Genomic DNA, 20,999 nt, shown 5'->3' on the forward strand with positions numbered 1-20,999 from the left:
AAGGCCTGAGCCTCAGACGTTCACCCCGGTGCCCTGCAGGACCCCGTGCTCGAGCGCGTAGCGCGTGAGGCCGGCGGTCGAGGAAATCCCCAGCTTGCGCTTGATGTTCTTGCGGTGGGTCTCGACCGTGCGCACCGAAATGTCGAGCGCCAGCGCCACTTCCTTGTTCGACTTGCCCTGGGCGAGCTGCAGCAGGATCGTCTGCTCGCGGTTCGTGAGCTGCTCGCGGCCCTGGCTGCCGACAGGCGCGATGGCGCCCTCGGCGCCGACGCAGAGATAGCGCTCGCCCGCCTGCACCCGGTCGATGGCGGTCTTGATCTCCTCGGTGGAGACATCCTTCAGCACGTAGCCCATGGCGCCGTGCCCCAGCGCCGTGCGGATGTATTCCGGGCTGTCGTGCATCGACAGGATCAGGATCCGCGTCTCCGGGCGCTTCTCCAGCACCATCTCGGTAGCCGAGAGCCCCGAGAGCCCGGGCATGTTGAGATCCATCAGGATCACGTCGGGGGCCAGCTCCTCGAGCCGGGCGATCATCGCCCCTGCGTCCGAAAGCGTGGCCAGCACGGAGATGTCGTCATAGGTCTCGAGGATCGCGGTGATCCCCTCGGCGACCATCGGATGGTCGTCGACCACCACGACGCGGGTCGGAGCGCTCATGCCTGCTTCCTTTCCTGCGCGGTCTGATCGTTGCTGTCCTCGGGCGGCAGCAGGTGGGTCAGCGGCACCTGCGCCTCGATCACCGTGCCGGTCTTGGCCGACATGACGCGCAGCGTGCCGCCGAGGTGGTCCATGCGCTCCTGCATGTTGCGCAGCCCGATGCCGCGGGCGCCCGGGGCCTCGCCGGTCTCGGCGTTGCCCGCCGCCGCCAGCCCCCGGCCATTGTCGGAGATCCGCAGCGTCGCGCCGCGGGTATGGCCGCGCAGGTCGATCTCGACCCGGGTGGCGCCGGAATGGCGCTCGACATTGGTCAGCGCCTCCTGGGCGATGCGGTAAAGCGCGATCTTGGCGTCCTGGTCGAGCCGGTTGCGGAAGACCACCGTGTCGAACATCACGTCGAGCCCGGTGCGGCTGCGGAAATCCTCGCAGAGCGCCTTGATCGCGGGGCCGAGGCCCAGGTCATCGAGCACCCCGGGCCGCAGGTCGCGGCTGATCCGGCGCACCTCCTGGATGGCGCCGGCCAGGTGCTCCACCCCGCGCTCCAGCGTCTCGCTGGCGCGGGCGTCGCCGGTCTCGACCCGCCGGCGGGCGATGTCGAGGGCGTATTTCACCCCCACGAGGATCTGGCTGATGCCGTCGTGCAGCTCGCGGGCGACGCGGCCGCGCTCGTCCTCCTGGGCGTCGAGCACCCGCTGGGTGAGCTGGCGCAGCCGGGTGTCCGCCAGCCGCCGCTCGCGCAGGTTCAGCGCCAGGCCCGAGACGAAGACCAGGAGCAGCGCCGCCAGGGTGATGCCGCCGATATAGAGGAAGGTCCGCTCGACCCGGCGCTCGACCTCGGCACGGGCGGCGGCCACGGTCTGCACCACGTCGTCGATGAAGACACCCGTGCCCACCGCCCACTGCCAGGAGGGAAAGGAGGTCACATAGGTGATCATCCGCGCCTCTTCCCCGGTCGAGGGCTTGGGCCAGAGGTATTCGTGGTAGCCCGCGCCCGAGCGCGCGATGCGGATCAGCTCGTCGGTGATCGGCGTGCCCTCGCTGTCGGTCAGCCCCGACCAGTCCTGGTTGATCATCTCGGTCTGGCGCGGCGAGACCAGGTTGGTGCCGTCGTAATCGTAGACGAAGAAGAAGCCCTCGTCGCCGTAGATCATCGCCGCGAGGATCTGCGCCACCTGGTCGCGCGCTGCCTGGTCGTCGGGCGCCGCCGAGCCGTAGATGAAGTAGAAGCCGTTCCGCGCCTGGGTGACGTAGTTCTTCAGCTCGGCCTTCTTGGCCTCGATCAGCTGGGTCTCGAGGCTGCGGATCTCGCGGTCGGCCAGCGCCCGGGACTGATGCGCCACCAGGAGCGCGATGGCCGAGACGGCGAGGATGAGCGGCAGCGCGGCCAGAAGGAACAGCTTCTGGGTATAGCTCAGGTTCAGCCTGTCGCGCAGCGCTCTCATGGGCCGCTCTCCTAGCGCGGATGGCAGGCGCTTGGGAAGCGGCAAGTTGCCCCCGCTGCCCGTCATGGGGGTGGCATCGCCCCGCGGTTTCACCCAAGGTGGCGGAGCGGACAACGAGGAGAGGCCGACTATGATCCTGAGCGACACGATCTGCCGACTGGGCGAGGGGCCGCTCTGGCACCCCGAGGAAGGCGCGCTCTACTGGTTCGACATTCTCGGCAAGAAGCTGTTCCGCCATGACGGGCAGCGCCAGCGCCACTGGACGTTCGACGAGCATGTCTCGGCGGCGGGCTGGCTGGCCGAGGGGCGGCTGCTGATCGCCTCGGAAAGCCGGCTCTTCACCTTCGACACCGTGACCGAGGCCGAGGAGGAGGTGATCCCGCTCGAGGCCGACCGCCCGGAGATGCGCTCCAACGACGGCCGCGCCGACCCCTGGGGCGGCTTCTGGATCGGCACCATGCGCAAGGACGAGACCGGCGCCGAGGGGCGGATCTACCGCTACTACCAGGGCGCGCTGACGGTGCTCTATGAAGGGCTGCGCATCCCCAATGCCATCGCCTTCGCGCCCGGCGGGGCCTATGCCTATTTCACCGACACGCCGAGCCGGAAGATCCTGCGGGTGACGCTCGATGCCGATGGCTGGCCCGCCGCGGAACCCGAGCTTTTCGTCGACCTCGGCCCCGAGGGGCTGAACCCCGACGGCGCGGTGGTCGACGCCCAGGGCAACCTCTGGAACGCGCAATGGGGCGCGGGGCGGGTGGCCTGCTACGCCCCCGACGGGCGCTTCATGACCGCCATCGGGCTCGCCGCGGGGCAGGTCAGCTGCCCGGCCTTTGGCGGCCCGGGGCTCGCGACGCTTTATGTCACCTCGGCGGCCAAGGATGCCCCCGAGGACGACCAGCTCGCGGGCATGACCTTCAACGTGCCGACCGGGTTCAAGGGGCAGGAGGCGCATCGCGTCCGTCTTTGAGGCGGGTTGGGCGCGCTTTGTTGTTTCCGTTGTGTGACCCGTTGCGCCCCTGACGGGGCGCCCGGGGCGAGAGGCTCTGCCTCTCGCGCTCTCCGGAGTATTTCCGGCCCGGTCATGCTGGGGAGGGGGTTGCGCGGGGAGGCCGGTTGCGGCGCCCGGAGATGAGAGCTGGGGACCGCGCGCCTTTTTGGGCGCGCGGGGGGTAGGGTGAGGTCTCCGGGGCGTCAACCTTGCCGCGTGAAGACAAGGGCCATGGAGTCCTTCAGGATGATCGGGCCGGAGATGTAATCATCGCCGATGCCGGGCGATTGCAGCGCCAGCTCCCAGCCGAAACCCTCGATGCCCGGCACCGGCAGGCGCAGCGGGTCGAGGTCCGGGGTCTCTTTGCCCTCCATGTGGATCACCGTGTAGACCTGTTCGCCGTCCGGGCCGTGGCGCAGCGCGGTGAAGACCGTGCGGCCCTCGATCGGCTGCAGGTAGGAGAAGTGGTCCTTGCCCGAGTAGTTCTCGCGCAGCCAGGGCCGGGCGGCGCGGAACTCGCGCAGCGCATGGGCGAAGTCGCATTGCACCGGGTCGAGCGCGCCCAGCGAATGGGTGATGTTGCAGTATTCCTGCATGTCATCCATCCAGGCCCGCGCCACCGCCTTCAGGCTGTCGACGGTGTAATGCGGGCCCGCAAGCCGCGGCTCGGTGGTGTTCAGAAGCCGCGCGATGTCCTCGAGGTCGTAGTCGGTCACCTCGACCAGCGCCGGCAGGAAGGTCAGGAACCGCGCGAGATCGGCGCGGGTCTCGAAGCCCAGCTCCTTCAGGCGGGTGAAATTGCCCGGGATCGAGTAGGAATATTCGTCCACCTGCCAGCGCAGCGAGATTGCCTCTTCGGCCACGACCTTCACGCCGTAGCGGTCGTCCTGGTTGCGCACGAAGCCCCAGGAGGCCCGCGCCATGGCGTTCAGGAAGTCCATCGGCACGCCCGGCAGCGCCACATAGGTCAGCGTGTGGGCGGCGGGATTGTCATAGGCCTTGTCGAGGATCTCCATCCGGGTCTGGCCGAGCCGGGTGTTCACGTTGAGCTTGGGGTTCACCTGGGTGCCCCGGCGCAGCGTGTCGTGGTTCGAGGTGCCCGAGATCCAATTCGCGCCGACCTCGAGGCATTCGCGGATGCGCCAGTATTTGCCCAGCCAGAAGGTGTAGAGGAAGGGCGTGTTGTGGGCGAAGGTCAGCGGGCCCCACTGGAAGACGTCGTCGTCGCGCTGGCTCTCGATCACCGAGCGGTAGGTCGAGGAAAGCTCCCAGTCCTCCTCGGGCCAGGGGCGGCCGTCCTCGAAGATGAACCAGGGGCGGTAGCTCGTGCCGCCGACCTCCTGCACGATGTCGGCCATGCTTTGCAGGTAGTCGTCGTCATGGCGCAGCACCTGCGCCGAGGCATCCCAGAACTTGAAGTCCTGCGCGCCGTCGACCCGCACCCCGTCGGCGCCGAAGTTCACCTTGCGGCGCTGCATCTCCAGGAGGATCGCCCGCACCGCGGGGTTCTGGTAGTCGAGGTTCTGGCCATACATGTTGGGCCCGGCGAAGAAATGCCCGTTCAGCACCCGCAGGCCCTGGTTGTCGGAATGGCCGTAGACCACGTCGAAGATCAGCCGCTTGGGCTGGCCGGGGAAATTGTGCAGCGCCGCGGCGAGGTCGACGAGTTCGTCGGGCCGGCCGGTCTCGAGCAGGACGGGGTTCACCGTGGCCATGCCCGCGATGACGTTGTCGTAGCCCCAGTTGGTGGTGTCGGGACGCAGGAGCGAAACGGTCACCGCGCTGTCGTCACCCTCGCTTTCCTGCCAGAACTCCGGGCCGGTCTCGTAGACCGTGGTCGGTTCCACCGGCAGGAGCTGCACCGCCTCGTAGCCCGCGAAGAGCTTGTCGGAGGGTTCGAGCGGCAGCCCCGCCTCGACCCGCGCGGCGAGCCGCTCGAACTGCCGGGTGAGCGAGGCCAGCGTGCCGCCGCCGGTCGCGGTGGGCACATGGATCTGCAGGATATTGGAGACCGGGCCGAACTTGTGCGGCTCGGCCCCCGCAAGACCCGTCCAATAGGCGCCGTCGCCGCGGGCGGCGAGCATCGCCTCGGTGTCGTAGAGCTCGGCCGGGGCCATGGCGCCGAAGGGCAGGGACATGGCCAGCGGGTCGAGGATCCGGTGCCAGGCGTCCTCGGCGTCGCGCCAGCAGAGCGCGTAGAAATCGCCGATCTCCTCGCGGCTGCCGGCGCGCATGCCGGTGAGGGCCACGAAGCAATGCGTCTCGGTGCGGATCACCGGGATATAGGCGCGCTCGAAGCGTACGTCCTGGTGGGCGCGGGTCAGATCCAGCGGCACCTCGGGGCGCAGCACCTCGAGGAAGATGTCCCCCGAGGGCACCCGCGCGTCCTGCAGCTCGGGCACCCAGAAGCCGAAGCGCGCCAGCCCGCCGGCGGCCACCTGGCCGCCGAGCATCCGGGCGATGATCTGTTCGGCGTCGAAGCGCGTCTCGGAGGTCATCAGCGCGGCCTCGGCGGCCTCGGCCATCTCCTGGGACAGGGCGTCGTCGCGGCGGATCTCGTCTTGCAGGGCCATGCGGGCTCCTTCGTCGTCTCTCAGGTGGTCACGTCGGGGGCGGTGCGGCCTGTGCGCTCGGCGATGCCGGCCAGCGCGTCGGCGGCCTCGATCACCGGGGCCAGCGCCTCCTCGGGGGCCATGTCGAGCCGCGCGGGGTCGGTCTCGGCGTGTTCGAGGTAGACCCGCAGCGTCGCGCCCGCGGTGCCGGTGCCCGAGAGCCGGTAGACGATGCGGCCTTGGTCGGCCAGCGCGATGCGGATGCCCTGGCCCTCGGCGCGGCTCTTGTCGACCGGGTCGTGATAGGAGAACTCGTCGGCCTTCTCGATCCTGAGGCCCGCGACCTCGGTTCCGCGCAGCGCGTCGAGCTTGCCGCGCAGGTCGGACATGAGGCCCTCGGCGGCCTTGGCGTCGACGCCCTCGTAGTCGTGGCGGCTGTAGTAGTTCCGCCCGTAGGCGCGCCAATGCGCGGCCATGAGGTCGGCGACCGACATCTCCTTGACCGCCAGGATGTTGAGCCAGGCGAGCACCGCCCAGAGGCCGTCCTTCTCGCGGACGTGGTCGGAGCCGGTGCCGGCGCTTTCCTCGCCGCAGATCGTGGCGCGGCCGGCGTCCAGAAGGTTGCCGAAGAACTTCCAGCCGGTCGGGGTCTCGTAGCAGTCGACGTTGAGCCGCAGCGCCACCCGGTCGAGCGCCCGCGAGGTCGGCATGGAGCGCGCCACGCCCTTCAACCCGCCCGCATAGGCCGGGATCAGCGTCGCATTGGCGGCGATCACCGCGACGCTGTCGGAGGGCGTGACGTAGCAGTTCCGCCCGACGATCATGTTGCGGTCGCCGTCGCCGTCCGAGGCGGCGCCGAAGTCCGGCGCCTCGGGGCCGTGCATCTCGTCCATCAGCGCCTTGGCCCAGATCGGGTTGGGGTCAGGATGGCCGCCGCCGAAATCGGGCTTGGGCTCGGCGTTGATGACGCTGCCGGGCGCCGCGCCCAGGGCCTCTTCGAAGAGCGCCTTGGCATAGGGGCCGGTGACCGCATGCATGGCGTCGAAGCGCATCCTAAAGCCGCCCTCGAAGAGCGCGCGGATGGCGTCGAAGTCGAAGATCTTCTCCATCATGGCGCGGTAGTCGGCGACCGGGTCGACCACCTCGATCTCGGTCTCGGCAAGCTTGGTGGTGCCGGGGGTGGAGAGGTCGATGTCCTGGGTTTCGGCGATGAAGTAGCGCACGCAGCTGCGGGTCGCCTCGAAGATCTTGGCGGTCACGCTTTCGGGCGCCGGCCCGCCGTTGGCGGTGTTGAACTTGACGCCGAAGTCCTCCTCGGGGCCGCCGGGGTTGTGGCTGGCCGAGAGGATGATGCCGCCGTCGGCGCCGCGGGTGCGGATCAGGTTCGAGGCGGCGGGCGTGGAGAGAAGCGCGTCCTGGCCGACGATCACCCGTTCGGCGCCGCTGGCCGCGGCCATGCGCAGGACCACCTGCGCGGCGCGGTCGTTGAAGTAGCGGCCGTCGCCGCCCAGGACGAGGGTCTTGCCCTCGACGCCGCCGATGGCGTCCCAGACCGACTGGATGAAGTTCTCCAGGTAGTGGCGCTGCATGAAGACGGGGGTCTTCTTGCGCAGGCCCGAGGTTCCGGGTTTCTGGCCTTCGATCGGGGTCGTGTCGACGGTCAGGATCTCCATGGTGTCTCCTTCACTGTCTCGGGGCGCGCATTTGCGCCGGGGGCGCCGCGCGGCGTTTCCCCAAGCATGTCGCAGGCGTCGGGAATGGCAAGGGGTCCGGGGGGAAAAGGGCAGGGGCGGGACCTGGGCCCCGCTCCTAAGCTTTCTGCCTGAGCGGGCCTCAGCCCGCCTCTTCGGGCTCCAGCACGAAGGCCAGGACGGCGGGGCCTTCGAGCTGGCAGGGGCCCTCCTGCCGGGCGGGCTCGGCCTCGGGGCGGCGGCTGTCGAGGTGGCAGATCCAGACCCGGCCCTCGGGCGGCTCGGGCAGCGTCACCTCGCAGCCGTCGCCCGCGTTGAAGGCCAGGTAGACGGCCTCCTCGCGCTGCGCGTAGGCGGGCGTGCCCGAGGCCATGCGCATCTCGGCGGCGCAGAAGAGCCGCCCTGGCTCCTCCCAGTCGGCGGGGGTCATCTCGGCGCCGTCCTCGCGCCACCAGAAGAGGTCGGGCAGCCCGTCGACGATGCGCTCGCGCGAGTGCAGGAAGCGCTTCTGGCGCAGGATCGGATGCGCCTTGCGGAAGGCGATGAGCCGCTTTGTGAAGGCCAGGAGCGCGCCGTCGGCGCTGGCCCAGTCGAGCCAGCCGGTCTCGTTGTCCTGGGCATAGGCGTTGTTGTTGCCGCCCTGGCTGTTGGCGAACTCGTCACCCGCCAGCAGCATCGGCGTGCCCTGGCTGAGAAAGAGCGTGGCCAGCATGTTGCGCCGCCGGAGCGCGCGGGCGGCGTTCACCTCGGGGTCGTCGCTCGGGCCCTCGGTGCCGAAGTTGTCGGAGTAGTTCTCGCCGTGGCCGTCGCGGTTGTCCTCGCCGTTGGCCTCGTTGTGGCGCTCGAGATAGGCGGTCACATCGGCCAGGGTGAAGCCGTCATGGGCGGTCAGCAGGTTGACGCTCGAGGTTGCGGGGCGGCCCGAGTGGTCGAACTCCGCCGCCGAGCCGGTGATCCGCGCGGCGAGATCCGGGGCCGAGCCCGCGTCGCCCCGCCAGAACCGCCGCACCCCGTCGCGGTAGCGGTCGTTCCACTCGGCGAAGGGCGGCGGGAAGGCGCCCAGCTGGTAGCCTCCGGGGCCGATGTCCCAGGGCTCGGCGATCAGCTTGGTGCGGGTCAGGACCGGGTCCTGGCGCAGCGCGTCGAAGAAGGCGGCGCCGGGGTCGAAACCCTCGGCGGTGCGGCCCAGCGTGGCGCAGAGATCGAAGCGGAAGCCGTCGATGCGGAAGGTCTCGACCCAGTAGCGCAGGCTGTCCATGACCATGCGCATGACCATCGGGTGCTCGATGTTCAGCGTGTTGCCGGTGCCGGTGTCGTTGACGTAGTAGCGCGGATCCTCGGCGAGCCGGTAATAGGCGGCGTTGTCGAGCCCGCGGAAGGCCAGCGTCGGGCCCAGGTGGTCGGCCTCGCCGGTGTGGTTGTAGACCACGTCGAGATAGACCTCGATGCCCGCCGCATGCAGTCGCGCGACGGCGTGCTGGGCCTCGGCGATGCCGTCCTCGGAGAGGTAGCGCGGATCGAGGGCGAAGAAGCCGATGCTCTGGTAGCCCCAGTAGTTCGTCAGCCCCTTGTCGATCAGGAAGCGGTCGTTGATGAAGGCATGCACCGGCAGCAACTCGACCGCGGTGACGCCGAGCTCGGTCAGATGCCGGATCATCGCGTCCGAGGCCAGCGCCAGGAAGCCGCCCTTGGGGTCGGCGTCCGGGTGGGTCTGGGTCAGCCCCTTCAGATGCGCCTCGTAGACGATGGTCTCTTCCATCGGGCGGCGCGGGGCCTCGACCTCGCCCCAGGCGAAGCTCGGATCGGTGACGATGCACTTCGGCATGAAGGCCGCGCTGTCGCGGGTGTCGAAGGAGAGGTCCTCCTGCTTGTGCCCGCGGGTGAAGCCGTAGACCGCGTCATCCCAGGTGGGATGCCCGGTCAGCCGCTTGGCATAGGGGTCGATCAGCAGCTTGTGCGGGTTGAAGCGGTGGCCCTCCTCGGGGGCATAGGGCCCCTCGGCGCGCAGCCCGTAAAGCTGGCCCGGCCGGATGCCCGGCAGGTAGCCGTGCCAGACATCGCCGTCCCGCTCGGGCAGGCGGATGCGCTGGGTTTCGGTGGGTCCGTCCTCGGAGAAGAGACAGACGTGGATCGCCGTGGCGTGTTGCGAGAAGACGGCGAAATTCGTGCCGTCGCCGTCGAAACAGGCGCCGAGCGGCGCGGCATGCCCCGGCAGGGGCGCTGTGGAAGCGGTCATGGCGCGGATATGAGATCCCGGTAGAGTGTGGCATAGGCTTGGGCGGAAACGTCCCAGCCGACATCTAGTGCCATGGCATTCTTCATCATCCTTTGCCAGTGCCCCGGCGCGCGCCAAAGCGCATGGAGCCGCGCGAAGGCGCCCGCGAGCCCCGAGGCGGTCACGGGATGGAACTGCAGCCCCGTCGCCGCGCCGGCCTGCAGGGCCATGGGGTTGGCGTCGATCACCGTGTCGTTGAGCCCGCCGGTGCGGGCGACCAGCGGCAGGGTGCCGTGGCTCAGCCCGTAAAGCTGGGTGAGCCCGCAGGGCTCGAAGCGCGAGGGCACCAGGATCGCGTCGCCGCCCGCGACCATGCGCTTGGAGAGCGCCTCGTCATAGCCGATGCGGGTTGCGACATTGGGGTGTTCGGCGGCTTGGCGGAAGGCCGATTCCAGCGCCGGGTCGCCCGAGCCCAGAAGCGCGAGCTGCCCGCCGTGGTCGATCAGCGCGGGCAGCGCATCGAGCAGCACGTCCAGCCCTTTCTGGTGGCTCAGCCGTGAGATCACCACGCAAAGCGGGCCCTCGGCCTCGGGCAGGCCCATCTCGTGGCGGAGCCGCGCGCGGTGCCGGGGCTTGCCGCGCGGGGTGCGGTAGGGCGGCGCCCAGGCGGCGGTGTCGATGCCGTTCAGGATGCCCGAGAGCGCGTCGCGCCGGGCGGTCAGCAGCCCGTCGAGCCCCATGCCGAACTCCGGCGTCAGCAGCTCCTCGGCATAGGTCGGGCTGACCGTGGTGATCCGGTCGGACCAGACCAGCCCCGCCTTCAGCGCGCTGACCTGGCCCCAGAACTCGTAGCCCTCGGGGCCGAAGTCCGCCTCGGGCAGGCCCAGGGGGCCGATCTCCGAGGGCGGCGCCATGCCCTGGAAGGCGATGTTGTGGATGGTCAGAAGCGTGCCGACGCGGCGCTTCGGCGCCATCTGCGAGAGGTAAAGCGGCGCGAGCCCGGCCTGCCAGTCGTGCACATGCAGCACCTCGGGGTGCCAGTCGCCGATGCCCTCGGCGGCGAGCCGCGCGGCGACCTGGCTCAGCGCGGCGAAGCGGCGCGGGTTGTCGGGGAAGTCGTGGCCACCCTCGTCGAGATAGGGCCCGCCCGGCCGGTCGAAGAGATGCGGCGCGTCCAGCGCATAGAGCACCGCCTCGCCGAGCTGCCCCTCGATCAGCGCCGCGGGCCCGCCGAAGACCTCGCCCAGCTCGTGCCGGGGGCCTTCGCCGAGCGCCGCCCGCACCTTGGGATAGGCGGGCAGCAGCGTGCGCATCTCGACGCCCAGCGGCGCCAGCGCGCCGGGCAGGGCACCGGCGACATCCGCCAGCCCCCCGGTCTTGATCAGCGGCACGCATTCCGAGGCGACCGAGAGGACGCGCGTCATTCCGCGGCGGCCCGCGCGTTCAGCATCTTCTGGGTGATCAGCGTCACGCCGCCCTCGCTGACGCGGAACCACTTGGCGTCCTCTTCGGGGTCTTCGCCGACGACGAGCCCCTCGGGAATATGCACGCCCCGGTCGATCACCACGTTCTTCAGCCGGGCGTGGCGCGAGATATAGGCCCGCGGCAGCACCACGGCGCGGTCGAGCGTGGAGTAGGAATTGGTGTGCACATTGGTGAAGAGCAGCGATTCGCGCACCTCGGTGCCCGAGATGATGCAGCCGCCCGAGATCAGCGAGGAGACCGCCAGTCCGCGGCGCTTCTCCTCGTCGTGGATGAACTTCGCCGGGGGCACGCTTTCGGAATAGGTCCAGATCGGCCAGTCCTTGTCCCAGAGGTCGAGGTCCGGCGAGAAATTGGTGAGGTCGAGGTTGGCCTTCCAGAAGGCGTCCACCGTGCCCACGTCGCGCCAGTAGGCCGGGGCCTCGGAGGAGGCGCGCACGCAGCTCTCGGTGAAGCGGTGGGCCTGTGCCTTGCCCTTCTGGACGATCTCGGGGATCAGGTCGTTGCCGAAGTCGTGGCTCGAGTTGCTGTCCTCCATGTCGCGCAGCAGGAGGTCGCGCAGGAAGTCCCACTTGAAGACGTAGATGCCCATCGAGGCCAGCGTCACCTCGGGGTCGTCGGGCGTGCCCGGCGGGTCCTTCGGCTTCTCCAGGAAGGAGGTGATCACGTCGTTCTCGTCGATCGCCATGACCCCGAAGGCCGAGGCCTCGGCGCGGGGCACCGTCAGGCAGCCGATGGTCACATCCGCGCCGCTCTCGACGTGGTGCTCGATCATCCGCTCGTAGTCCATCTTGTAGATGTGGTCCCCGGCGAGGATCAGCACGTAGTCAACGCCGTAGCTGTCCACGATGTCGATGTTCTGGGCCACCGCGTCGGCGGTGCCGCGGTACCACATGCTCTCGTCGTAGCGCTGGCTCGCGGGCAGGATGTCGAGGAACTCGTTGCGCTCGGCGCGGAAGAAGTTCCAGCCGCGCTGGCAATGGCGGATCAGGCTGTGGGCCTTGTATTGGGTGGCCACCGCCATCTTGCGGATGCCGGAGTTGAGCGCGTTGGACAGCGCGAAGTCGATGATCCGCGTCTTGCCGCCGAAATAGACGGCGGGCTTCACGCGCCGGTCGGTCAGCTCGCGCAGCCGCGATCCGCGCCCGCCGGCCAGCACGAAGGCCATGGAGCGGTGGGCGAGGCGTGTGGTCGATGGCATGGTGTCTCCTCCCTCTGGGTCTGGGGCCCTTTGGGGTGAGTGTGGCAGCGCGCGGCGGGAGTGGCTAGGGGGTGGATGGGATTGGGCGCGGCTGGGGGTGACTTGGCTGGCTTGTAGAACCTGCGAGTGAAGGCGCGGGAGCGGCACCTGCGAGGGGTCCCTTAGGCCCGACCAGCTTTGCCGATTGCAGGGAAACCGGACCTGCCTGCTTTCGGTCAAACGCACGGTCCCAAGCGACAAGTCCTGTTCGGCCCGCGGCGCCAGCCGGGGCAGGGTGCTCGCGTGGATGCCCGACCAACACGCGCTGAGGTCCAATCCGTTAGCCTCACCCCAACCTTCCGCCTATGGCGCGGAATCAAGGGCCGCAGGCCCGCCGCGCCAGCGCCGGACCGGCCCCGTGGGCCGGCGCTCTTGCGGGTGGTGCGCATCGCTCGTCGTCAGGAGGAACATGGCCGGGATAAAGCGCGCCGCTCATCCGTTGCGGCGCCGGCCCCCGGTCCGGCGCTGGCGCTCCGTTCGGGCGGGGTGAGAGGGCGCGGCAGGCCAAGCACCAGCCAGCCGACCGCCCGTCACCGCCAGCCGCAAAGACGCCCCAGGATCACCCCCGGAGCGCCCCCGTCATTCCTTCACGAAATACACCGCCGAGAGCGGCGGCAGGTAGATCTCCGCCGAGGCCGCCTGGCCGTGGCTCGGCGTGCCACCCGCCTCGATGCCGCCCAAGTTGCCGCGGCCGCCGCCGCCGTAGATCTCGGCGTCGGAGTTCAGCGCCTCGCGCCAGCGGCCGGCGCTGGGGAAGCCCAGGCGGTAGCCCGGCTGCTCCATCGGGGTGAAGTTCACGGCCACCACCACCTCGGGATCGCCAGGGCGCCCGCGGCGGATCCAGGCGAAGACCGAGCGGTCGGCGTCATCGGCCTCGATCCACTGGAAACCCTCGGGCTCGCAGTCCCGCACGTGCAGCGCGGGCGTCGCGGCGTAGAGCCGGTTCAGATCGCCCACCAGCCGCTGCACCCCGCCATGGCCGGGACGCTCAAGCGCCGGCCAGTCGAGCTCGCGGTTGTGGTCCCATTCGGCCTCCTGGGCGAACTCCTGGCCCATGAAGAGCAGCTTCTTGCCCGGGTGGCCCCACATGAAGCCGTAATAGGCCCGCAGGTTGGCGAAACGCTCGAGCCCCTGGCCGGGCATCCGGGTCAGCATCGAGCCCTTGCCGTGCACCACCTCGTCGTGGCTGATCGGCAGGATGAAATTCTCCGAGAAGGCATAGGCCAGCCCGAAGGTCATCTGGTCGTGGTGGTGCTTGCGGTGGATCGGGTCCTTCTTGATGTACTCGAGCGTGTCGTTCATCCAGCCCATGTTCCACTTGAAGCCGAAGCCCAGGCCGCCGTCGTCCACCGGGCGCGAGACCTTGGGGAAGGAGGTCGATTCCTCGGCCACCGTCATGATCCCCGGCGCCTCGCCGTAGCTCAGGGTGTTCATGGTCTTCAGGACGTCGATCGCCTCGTAGTTCTCGCGGCCGCCGTCCTTGTTCGGCACCCATTCGCCGTCCTTGCGGGAATAGTCGCGGTAGAGCATCGAGGCGACCGCATCCACGCGCAGCCCGTCGGCGTGGTATTCCTTCAGCCAGTAAAGCGCGTTCGAGGTGAGGAAGTTCTTCACCTCGGTCCGGCCGTAGTTGTAGATCAGCGTGTTCCAGTCCTGGTGGAAGCCCTCGCGCGGGTCGGCGTGCTCGTAAAGCGCGGTGCCGTCGAACTGGCCGAGCCCATGCGGGTCGGTGGGGAAATGCCCCGGCACCCAGTCGAGGATCACCCCGATCCCGGCCTTATGCGCGGCGTTCACCAGGTCGCGGAACTCATGCGGGGGCCCGTGCCGCACGGTCGGCGCGAAAAGCCCGACCGGCTGGTAGCCCCAGGAGCCGTCGAAGGGGAACTCGGAGATCGGCAGCAGCTCGATATGGGTGAAGCCCATGTCGGAGACATAGCCGACCAGCTCCTCGGCGGCCTCCACGTAGGAGATCCGCCGCCCCTGGGCCTTGTGGCGCCAGGAGCCCAGGTGCACCTCGTAGACCGAGATCGGCGCCTCGCGGGAGTTGCGCGCTTCGCGGCTGCGCATCCAGGCCTCGTCCGACCAGCCGTAGCCCGAGATGTCGCGCACCACCGAGGCATTGGCCGGCGCGTGTTCCGAGCCGAAGCCCACCGGGTCGGACTTCAGCGGCAGAAGCTGCCCCTCGTGGCCGATGATCTCGTATTTGTAGGCGTCGCCCTCGCCGACGCCGGGCAGGAAGGTCTCCCAGACGCCCTGGCCGCGGCGGCGCAACACGTGGCGGCGGCCGTCCCAGGAGTTGAAGGGCCCGACCACCGAGACCCGGCGGGCATTGGGCGCCCAGACCGCGAAATGCGTGCCATGCACGCCCTCGTGGGTCATCACATGGGCGCCGAGCGCCTCCCAGAGGGCGTGATGCGTGCCTTCGCCGAGCAGGTATTCGTCCAGCTCGCCCATGACCGGGCCGAAGCGGTAGGGATCTTCCATGTCCCAGTAGACGCCCTTGGCGTCGTAGCCGCGCAGCCCGTAGGGATCGGCGCCCGGCACCGGACCCGAGAAGCCGCCGGGCTGGCCGGGCAGCGGCTCGAGCGGGTGTTCGGTCTTGCCGATCACCGCCACCATCCGGGCCGCGCCGGGGTCGAAGGCGGTCACCACGCGGGTGCCGTTTTCCTCGTGCGGGCCGAGGATCGCGAAGGGGTCCTCGCCGGAGCCGTTGAAGACGCGGGCGAGGGCGGAGCTCTTGGGGTCGGTATCGCTTGCCATGTGCACCACCTTAGCCGTCTTGCGCTCCGCTTCAACGGAGCGCGGGGGATCAATCCTCCAGATGCGAGCGCGCCGCCCAGATATCCCGCATGTAGCCGCGGATCGTCCGGTCCGAGGAGAACCAGCCCGAACGCGCGGTGTTCAGCGCGGCGCGGCGGATCCAACCGGCGCGGTCGGCGAAGGCGGCGTCGGCCTCGCGGCTGGCGCGCCAGTAGTCGCTGAAATCCGAGGCCACGAGGAAGTAATCCGCGCCCGAGAGGTTCTCGGTGATATGGGCGTAGCGGTCGGGCTCGTCGGGCGAGAAGGCGCCGGAGCCCACCGCCTGCAGCGCGCGGGCGAGCCGCGGATCGGCGGCGATGGCCTGCTGCGCGTGATCCTCGACGGCGCGGCGCTCTTCGACCTCGGAGGCAGTCATGCCGAAGAGGAAGAAGTTCTCCGCGCCGACATGTTCGCGGATCTCGACGTTGGCGCCGTCGAGCGTGCCGATGGTCATCGCGCCGTTCAGCGCGAATTTCATGTTGCCGGTGCCCGAGGCTTCCTTGCCCGCCGTCGAGATCTGTTCCGACAGGTCGGCCGCCGGGATCAGCCGCTCGGCCAGCGTCACGTTGTAGTTCGGAAGGAACAGCACCCGCAGCTTGTCGCGGGTCGCGGGGTCGGCGTTGATCACCTCGGCGGCGTCGTTGATCAGCCGGATGATGTCCTTGGCGAAGGCATAGCCCGGGGCCGCCTTGCCCGCGAAGAGCGTCACCCGCGGCGTCCAGTCGGCGTTGGGGTTGTCCTTCATCTCCTGCCAGAGCGCGATGGTCTCGAGGATGTTCAGGTGCTGGCGCTTGTATTCATGCATGCGCTTGATCTGCACGTCGAACATCGCATCGGGATCGAGGCTGACGCCCTGGGTCTGCGAGATGTACTCCGCCAGCTCGGCCTTGTTGGCGCGCTTGGCCTCGGCGAAGCGCTGGCGCCAGCCGGCGTCCTCGATCGCGGGCTCGAGCTCGCGCAGCCGCTCGAGGTCGTCGACCCAGCCGTCGCCGATGGTCTCGGTGATCAGGCCGGAGAGCCGCGGGTTGCAGGCCAGGAGCCAGCGCCGCGGGGTCACGCCGTTGGTCTGGTTCACGATCCGCTCGGGGTGCAGGTGGTGCAGCTCGGCGAAGACGGTTTCCTTCATCAGCTCGGTGTGCAGCGCCGAGACGCCGTTGACCTTATGCGCCATGACGAAGGAGAGCTGGCCCATCTTCACCTGGCCGTCCGCGCGCATCGACTGGGTGCGATTGGGGTTGGCCTCGTAATGGGCGTTGTCGATCAGGTCCGCGATCTCGAGGTGGCGCGGCAGGAGCCGGCCGAAGAGATCCTCGCCCCAGCTTTCCAGCGCCTCGGGCAGGAGCGTGTGGTTGGTATAGGACAGGCAGGCCCGCGCGGTCTGCATCGCCTCGTCCAGCGGCAGCCCGCGTTCGTCGTGCAGGATGCGCACCAGCTCCGGCCCCGCCACCGCGGGGTGGGTGTCGTTGAGCTGGATCGCCACATACTGCGGCAGCTTGCGGATGTCGCTCTCTTCCTTGTCGAACCGCGCGAGGATGTCGCGCAGCGCCGCGGCGGTCAGGAAGAACTCCTGCTTGAGGCGCAGCTCGCGGCCCTGTTCGGTGGTGTCGTCGGGATAGAGCACCCGCGAGATCGTCCGCGCCAGCGCCTCGGGCTGGGCGGCGGCGGTGAAATCGCCGCGGTTGAAGGCGGGCAGGTCGAAGGGGTCGCAGGCCTTGGCCGACCAGAGCCGCAGCGTGTTGGCCCAGCGGCCCTGCCAGCCGACGATCGGCGTGTCATAGGCCTCGGCGTCGACATGTTCGCCGGGCAGCCAGAGCTTGCGGCCCTCGCGTTCCTCGACATGGCCGCCGAAGCCGATGCGGAAGCGCGCCTCGGGGCGCTCGAACTCCCAGGCGTGGCGCTGGAGAAGCCAGGTCTCGGGCGCCTCGACCTGGCGGCCGCCCTGGAAGCTTTGCCGGAAGAGCCCGTGCTCGTAGCGGATGCCGTAGCCATAGGCCGGGCAGCCCAGCGTCGAGAGGCTTTCGAGGAAACAGGCGGCCAGCCGTCCCAGCCCGCCGTTGCCGAGCGCGGCGTCGGGCTCGTCGGCCAGCACCTCGTCGTAGTCCTGGCCCAGGGCGGCCAGCGCCTCGCGGGCCTGGTCGACCAGCCCGAGGTTGACGATGCCGTCTTCCAGAAGGCGCCCGATCAGGAATTCCATCGACAGGTAGTAGACGCGCTTGGCGCCCTGGTTGCGGGCGGTGCCCGCGGCCTTGAACCAGCTGTCGGCGATCTGGTCGCGGATGGCGTAGGACAGCGCCATGCGCCAGTCCTCGAGCCCGGCGAACTCGGGCTCGCGGCCGAAGGAATAGCGCAGGTGGCGCGTGATGGCGTCGCTCAGGCCGCGGGTGGTCACGCGGGGCGGTGTCGCGATGTTCATGACGGGACGTCTCCTGGTATCGCTAACGGGTCACGCTGGGAACAAGCGCGATCCCTGTCGTTTGGCAAGACCCCACCGGCGATATTTCGCGGGTTGTGGGGACCGGCTGCCGCAGCGTCGCGGGATCAGCCGGGCAGCCGCGCGAGCTCGTCGAGGTGGCAGGCGCAGCCCGTGAGCGCAGCGTAGTCGTCGGTTACGATATGCACCGGAAACTGCCGCATGAACTCGGAAAAACGGCCCTTGTCGCAGAAGGCCTCGGCGAAGCCGGGGCCGGTCAGATGCGGGGCGAAATGCTGGGTGACGCCGCCGCAGAGGAAGACGCCGCCGAAGGGCAGGGTGATGAGCGCCAAATCGCCGACATAGGCGCCGAGGAGCCGGGTGAAGGTGTCGACGGTGCGCCTCGCGCGCGGGTCGCTGTCGAGGTCGGCCATGATCGCATCGGCCGATTTCGGATCGCCCGCGCCCTCGGCATGGCAGAAATAGGCGTAGATCCTCTCGAAGCCGCGGCCCGAGAGCACGTCCTCGAAGCCCGGCATGGGATGCCTTTCGGCCACCCAGTCGCGCAGGGCCAGGTCCTCGGGCGTGGTGGCGCGCAGCGAGACATGGCCGGTCTCGGACGGCGGCACCAGGGTCTGGCCGCCCAGGTGATAGACCGGCGCGGCGTTGAGCCCGGTGCCCACGCCCACCACCAGCTTGGCCGCGCGGGCGCTGGCGGGCTGGCCGGGGCGCACCGGGGTCAGCACCTCGGGCGCCAGCGCGTCGAGCGCATGGCCCTGGGCCTGCAGGTCGTTCAGCACCGCCACTGTGCCCGCGCCGGTCGCCTCGGCGATCGAGGCACGGTTCACCACCCAGTCGAGGTTGGTCAGCTTGCCGACCCCGTCGCGCACCGGGCCGGCCATGGCCACGCAGGCGGCCTCGGGCCGGGCCGAAACCTCGGAGAGGTAATGGACCAGCACCGCGTCGAGCCCGGTTTCCTGGGCGTTGCGGTAGCGGCGGATGGTCTCGGTGCGCACCTTGCCCGCCTCGGCCAGCGCCACGCGGGTGTTGGTGCCGCCGATATCGGCCACGACGGCGAGTTGGGGGGTGGCTGCGGTCATCTGTCCTCAGGCAAGTGCGCGTTTGAGGGCGTGGTAAGAGGCTTTCGGCGTCCGTTCAAGGCTGTCGAAATCGACATGCACCAGTCCGAAGCGTTTCTCGTAGCCGAGCGCCCATTCGTAATTGTCCATCAAGGACCAGACGAAATAGCCCGCCAGCGGCACGCCCTCGTCGATGGCGCGGCGGGCGGCGGCGAAATGCGCCTCGAGGTAGTCGATGCGCGGCTGGTCGTCGACCGCGCCGTCCTTGACCACATCCGGCGAGGCCAGCCCGTTCTCGGTGATGTAAAGCGGGATGTCGCCGGCATATTCGTGCAGGCGCTTCAGCGACTGGTAGAGGCCCTCGGGGTAGATCTCCCAGCCCATGAGGGTCTTCGGCAGCGGGCCCTCGACCTCGGTCTGATGCGGCCAGGCCCCGTCGGTCGGCGCGCAGAGCTTGCGGGTGTAGTAGTTCAGCCCGCACCAGTCGAGCTTCTGGGTGATCAGCGGGAAATCGTCCTGGTAATTCTCCGGCAGATGCGGCGCGAAGCCTTCCAGCACGCTGTCAGGATAGCGCCCGCGGAAGACGCCCTCGACGAAGAAACGGTTGAGGTAGCCGTCGAAGGTCTGGGCCGCGCGGGCCGCCTCGGGGCTGTCGTCGGCGGGTTCGGCCCATTCGAAGTTGAAGACCGCACCGAGGTTCTCCTGGCCCTTGCCGCGCATCACCTCGATCGAGCGGCCATGGGCCAGAAGCACGTGGTGCATGGCCCGCGCCGTCGCCCGGATGTCGCGCAGCCCCGGCGCGTGATGGCCGAGGAAATGGCTCATCCAGCCGACGCACCAGGGCTCGTTGATCGGCGCCACGGACCAGAGCCGGTCGCCGAGCCGGTCGGTGATCACCTCGGTGAACTCGGCGAACCAGGAGGCCACGTCGCGGTTCATCCAGCCGCCGCGGTCCGCCAGCGCCGAGGGCATCTCCCAGTGATAGAGGGTCGCGGCGGGCTTCAGCCCGCGTTCCAGCATGGCGTCGACCAGCCGGTCGTAGAAATCCAGGCCCTCGGCGTTCACCTGGCCGGTGCCCTCGGGCAGGACCCGCGCCCAGGAGGTCGAGAAGCGGTAGACATCGAAGCCGCCCGCGGCCACCAGGTCCAGGTCCTCGCGGTAGCGGTGGTAATGGTCGCAGGCCCGCCCGCCGTGCTCGGCGCGCACCACGTTGCCCGGGGTCGCGGCGAAAGTGTCCCAATGGGTCGGGCCGGCGCCGCCGAAGTCATGGCCTTCGATCTGGTAGCTCGAGGTCGAGACGCCGAAGTCGAAGCCTTCGGGAAACTGGCTGCGGGAGAAGTTCATGCGCTGTCCTTTTTGGGCGCCGGTCCGGTCGAGCGCCCGAGTATGAGATCGGCTTCGACAAGTTCCTGCGGGGGCGGCCCGCCGGGGTTGGCGACGCGGCCGAGCAACATCTCGGCGCAGCGCCGCCCGGCCTCCCTGACCGAGGAGCGCGTCGCCGTAAAGAGCGGTTCGTCCCGGCCGTTGGGCAGGTAGCTCAGCTCGTCGTCATGGGTGATGATCGACAGGTCGCGCCCGACGGTCAGCCCGCGCGCCCGGGCGGCGCGCTCGACGCCGAGCGCGATGACGATCGAGGAGGCCAGCACCGCGGTCGGCGGGTCGGGCGCATCGAGCATCCGCGCGACGCTTTCGGCGCCGAGGCTCTCGGTCATGTCGCCCGAGACCATGAGCCAGGGGTCCGGCTCGATCGCCGAGGCCGCCAGCGCCGCCTCGTAGCCCAGCCGGCGGCGGTGGGCGAAGTCCATCTCCTCGCGGCCGTTGACGAAGGCGATGCGGCGGTGGCCCAGCTCGATCAGGTGGCGGGTGGCGCGCTCGAAGGCGCGGCGGTTGTTCATGTCGAAATAGGCGTAATCCTCGGGCCAGCCCGAGGCCCGGCCATGCACCAGGAAGGGCAGGTCGAGGTCCTGCAGCAGCGGGATGCGCGAATCGTTCACCATCGGCCCGTGCAGGATCAGCCCGTCGACGTTGTTCTTGGCGCCGAGGCTGCGGTAATGCGCGGCCTGGTCGTCGTCGGGCACCAGGCTCAGCACCAGGTCGTAGCCCGCCGCGACATAGGCTTCCGAGGCGCCGGTGATGAAGTCACCGAAGATCGGGTTCAGGATCTCGTGCTTCTTCGACAGGGGAATCACATGGCCAATGGACATGGAGCGGCCCGTCGCGAGCCCCTTGGCGCGGGTGTTGGGCATGTAGTTGTGCCGCTCGGCCGCCTCGATCACCCGCCGCCGCGTTTCGTCGCGCACCTCGGGATAGCCGTTCAGCGCGCGGCTGACGGTGGTCTGAGAGAGGTTCAGAAGCTCGGAAAGTTCCTTCAGGTTCATGTCGGCACGGCTCAAAGCGCTTTGGATTTCCTCGCACTTTAGACATCTAAAGACGGGCATGGG

The 20,999-nt window shown here is 69.4% G+C and carries 13 protein-coding genes; 1 reads left to right on the top strand and 12 read right to left on the bottom strand.

Going from position 1 to position 20,999, the window contains the following annotated elements:
- Nucleotides 1-12: 12 nt before the first annotated feature.
- Nucleotides 13-657: a response regulator transcription factor gene (locus LR948_RS04775; RefSeq protein ID WP_232752832.1), complete on the bottom strand. Its 645-nt coding sequence runs from the start codon at nucleotides 655-657 to the stop codon at nucleotides 13-15.
- Nucleotides 654-2,099 (bottom strand): cache domain-containing protein, encoded by a 1,446-nt coding sequence (locus LR948_RS04780; RefSeq protein ID WP_232752833.1) that lies wholly within the window; start codon nucleotides 2,097-2,099, stop codon nucleotides 654-656. Before LR948_RS04780 ends, LR948_RS04775 begins: the two co-directional genes overlap by 4 nt.
- A gap of 130 nt (nucleotides 2,100-2,229) precedes the next feature.
- Between LR948_RS04780 and LR948_RS04785 the strand changes: the two genes are divergently transcribed.
- On the top strand, nucleotides 2,230-3,069 hold the full coding sequence (locus LR948_RS04785) for an SMP-30/gluconolactonase/LRE family protein (protein ID WP_232752834.1): 840 nt from the start codon (nucleotides 2,230-2,232) through the stop codon (nucleotides 3,067-3,069).
- Nucleotides 3,070-3,293: 224 nt separating this feature from the next.
- Here LR948_RS04785 and gghA read toward each other — a convergent pair whose 3' ends face one another.
- From gghA to LR948_RS04835, 10 genes are all read right to left on the bottom strand, one after another.
- Complete coding sequence (gene gghA, locus LR948_RS04790) at nucleotides 3,294-5,663, bottom strand: glucosylglycerol hydrolase (RefSeq protein WP_232752835.1); 2,370 nt, start codon at nucleotides 5,661-5,663, stop codon at nucleotides 3,294-3,296.
- A 20-nt stretch (nucleotides 5,664-5,683) separates the two neighbouring features.
- The gene (locus tag LR948_RS04795) at nucleotides 5,684-7,315 is read right to left on the bottom strand and encodes an alpha-D-glucose phosphate-specific phosphoglucomutase (protein ID WP_232752836.1); all 1,632 of its coding nucleotides are present in this window, start codon (nucleotides 7,313-7,315) and stop codon (nucleotides 5,684-5,686) included.
- A gap of 160 nt (nucleotides 7,316-7,475) precedes the next feature.
- The gene (gene glgX, locus LR948_RS04800) at nucleotides 7,476-9,569 is read right to left on the bottom strand and encodes a glycogen debranching protein GlgX (protein ID WP_232752838.1); all 2,094 of its coding nucleotides are present in this window, start codon (nucleotides 9,567-9,569) and stop codon (nucleotides 7,476-7,478) included.
- Nucleotides 9,566-10,972 carry a glycogen synthase GlgA gene (gene glgA / locus LR948_RS04805; RefSeq protein ID WP_232752839.1) on the bottom strand — a complete coding sequence of 469 codons (1,407 nt, stop codon included), beginning with the start codon at nucleotides 10,970-10,972 and terminating at the stop codon, nucleotides 9,566-9,568. The genes glgX and glgA overlap by 4 nt, the downstream gene beginning before the upstream one ends.
- Complete coding sequence (gene glgC, locus LR948_RS04810) at nucleotides 10,969-12,231, bottom strand: glucose-1-phosphate adenylyltransferase (RefSeq protein WP_255702807.1); 1,263 nt, start codon at nucleotides 12,229-12,231, stop codon at nucleotides 10,969-10,971. Before glgC ends, glgA begins: the two co-directional genes overlap by 4 nt.
- A 618-nt stretch (nucleotides 12,232-12,849) precedes the next feature.
- The gene (gene glgB / locus LR948_RS04815) at nucleotides 12,850-15,030 is read right to left on the bottom strand and encodes a 1,4-alpha-glucan branching protein GlgB (protein WP_232752840.1); all 2,181 of its coding nucleotides are present in this window, start codon (nucleotides 15,028-15,030) and stop codon (nucleotides 12,850-12,852) included.
- A gap of 49 nt (nucleotides 15,031-15,079) precedes the next feature.
- A complete protein-coding gene (locus LR948_RS04820) occupies nucleotides 15,080-17,482 on the bottom strand; it encodes a glycogen/starch/alpha-glucan phosphorylase (protein WP_232752841.1) in 2,403 nt (800 codons plus the stop codon).
- Nucleotides 17,483-17,607: 125 nt separating this feature from the next.
- Complete coding sequence (locus LR948_RS04825) at nucleotides 17,608-18,579, bottom strand: glucokinase (RefSeq protein WP_232752842.1); 972 nt, start codon at nucleotides 18,577-18,579, stop codon at nucleotides 17,608-17,610.
- 6 nt (nucleotides 18,580-18,585) lie between these two features.
- Nucleotides 18,586-19,902 (bottom strand): GH1 family beta-glucosidase, encoded by a 1,317-nt coding sequence (locus LR948_RS04830; RefSeq protein ID WP_232752843.1) that lies wholly within the window; start codon nucleotides 19,900-19,902, stop codon nucleotides 18,586-18,588.
- On the bottom strand, nucleotides 19,899-20,936 hold the full coding sequence (locus LR948_RS04835; RefSeq protein WP_232753174.1) for a LacI family DNA-binding transcriptional regulator: 1,038 nt from the start codon (nucleotides 20,934-20,936) through the stop codon (nucleotides 19,899-19,901). The genes LR948_RS04830 and LR948_RS04835 overlap by 4 nt, the downstream gene beginning before the upstream one ends.
- Between the last annotated feature and the right edge of the window lie 63 nt (nucleotides 20,937-20,999).

Source organism: Roseivivax sp. GX 12232 (genome assembly GCF_021272185.1).
Lineage (GTDB): Bacteria > Pseudomonadota > Alphaproteobacteria > Rhodobacterales > Rhodobacteraceae > Roseivivax.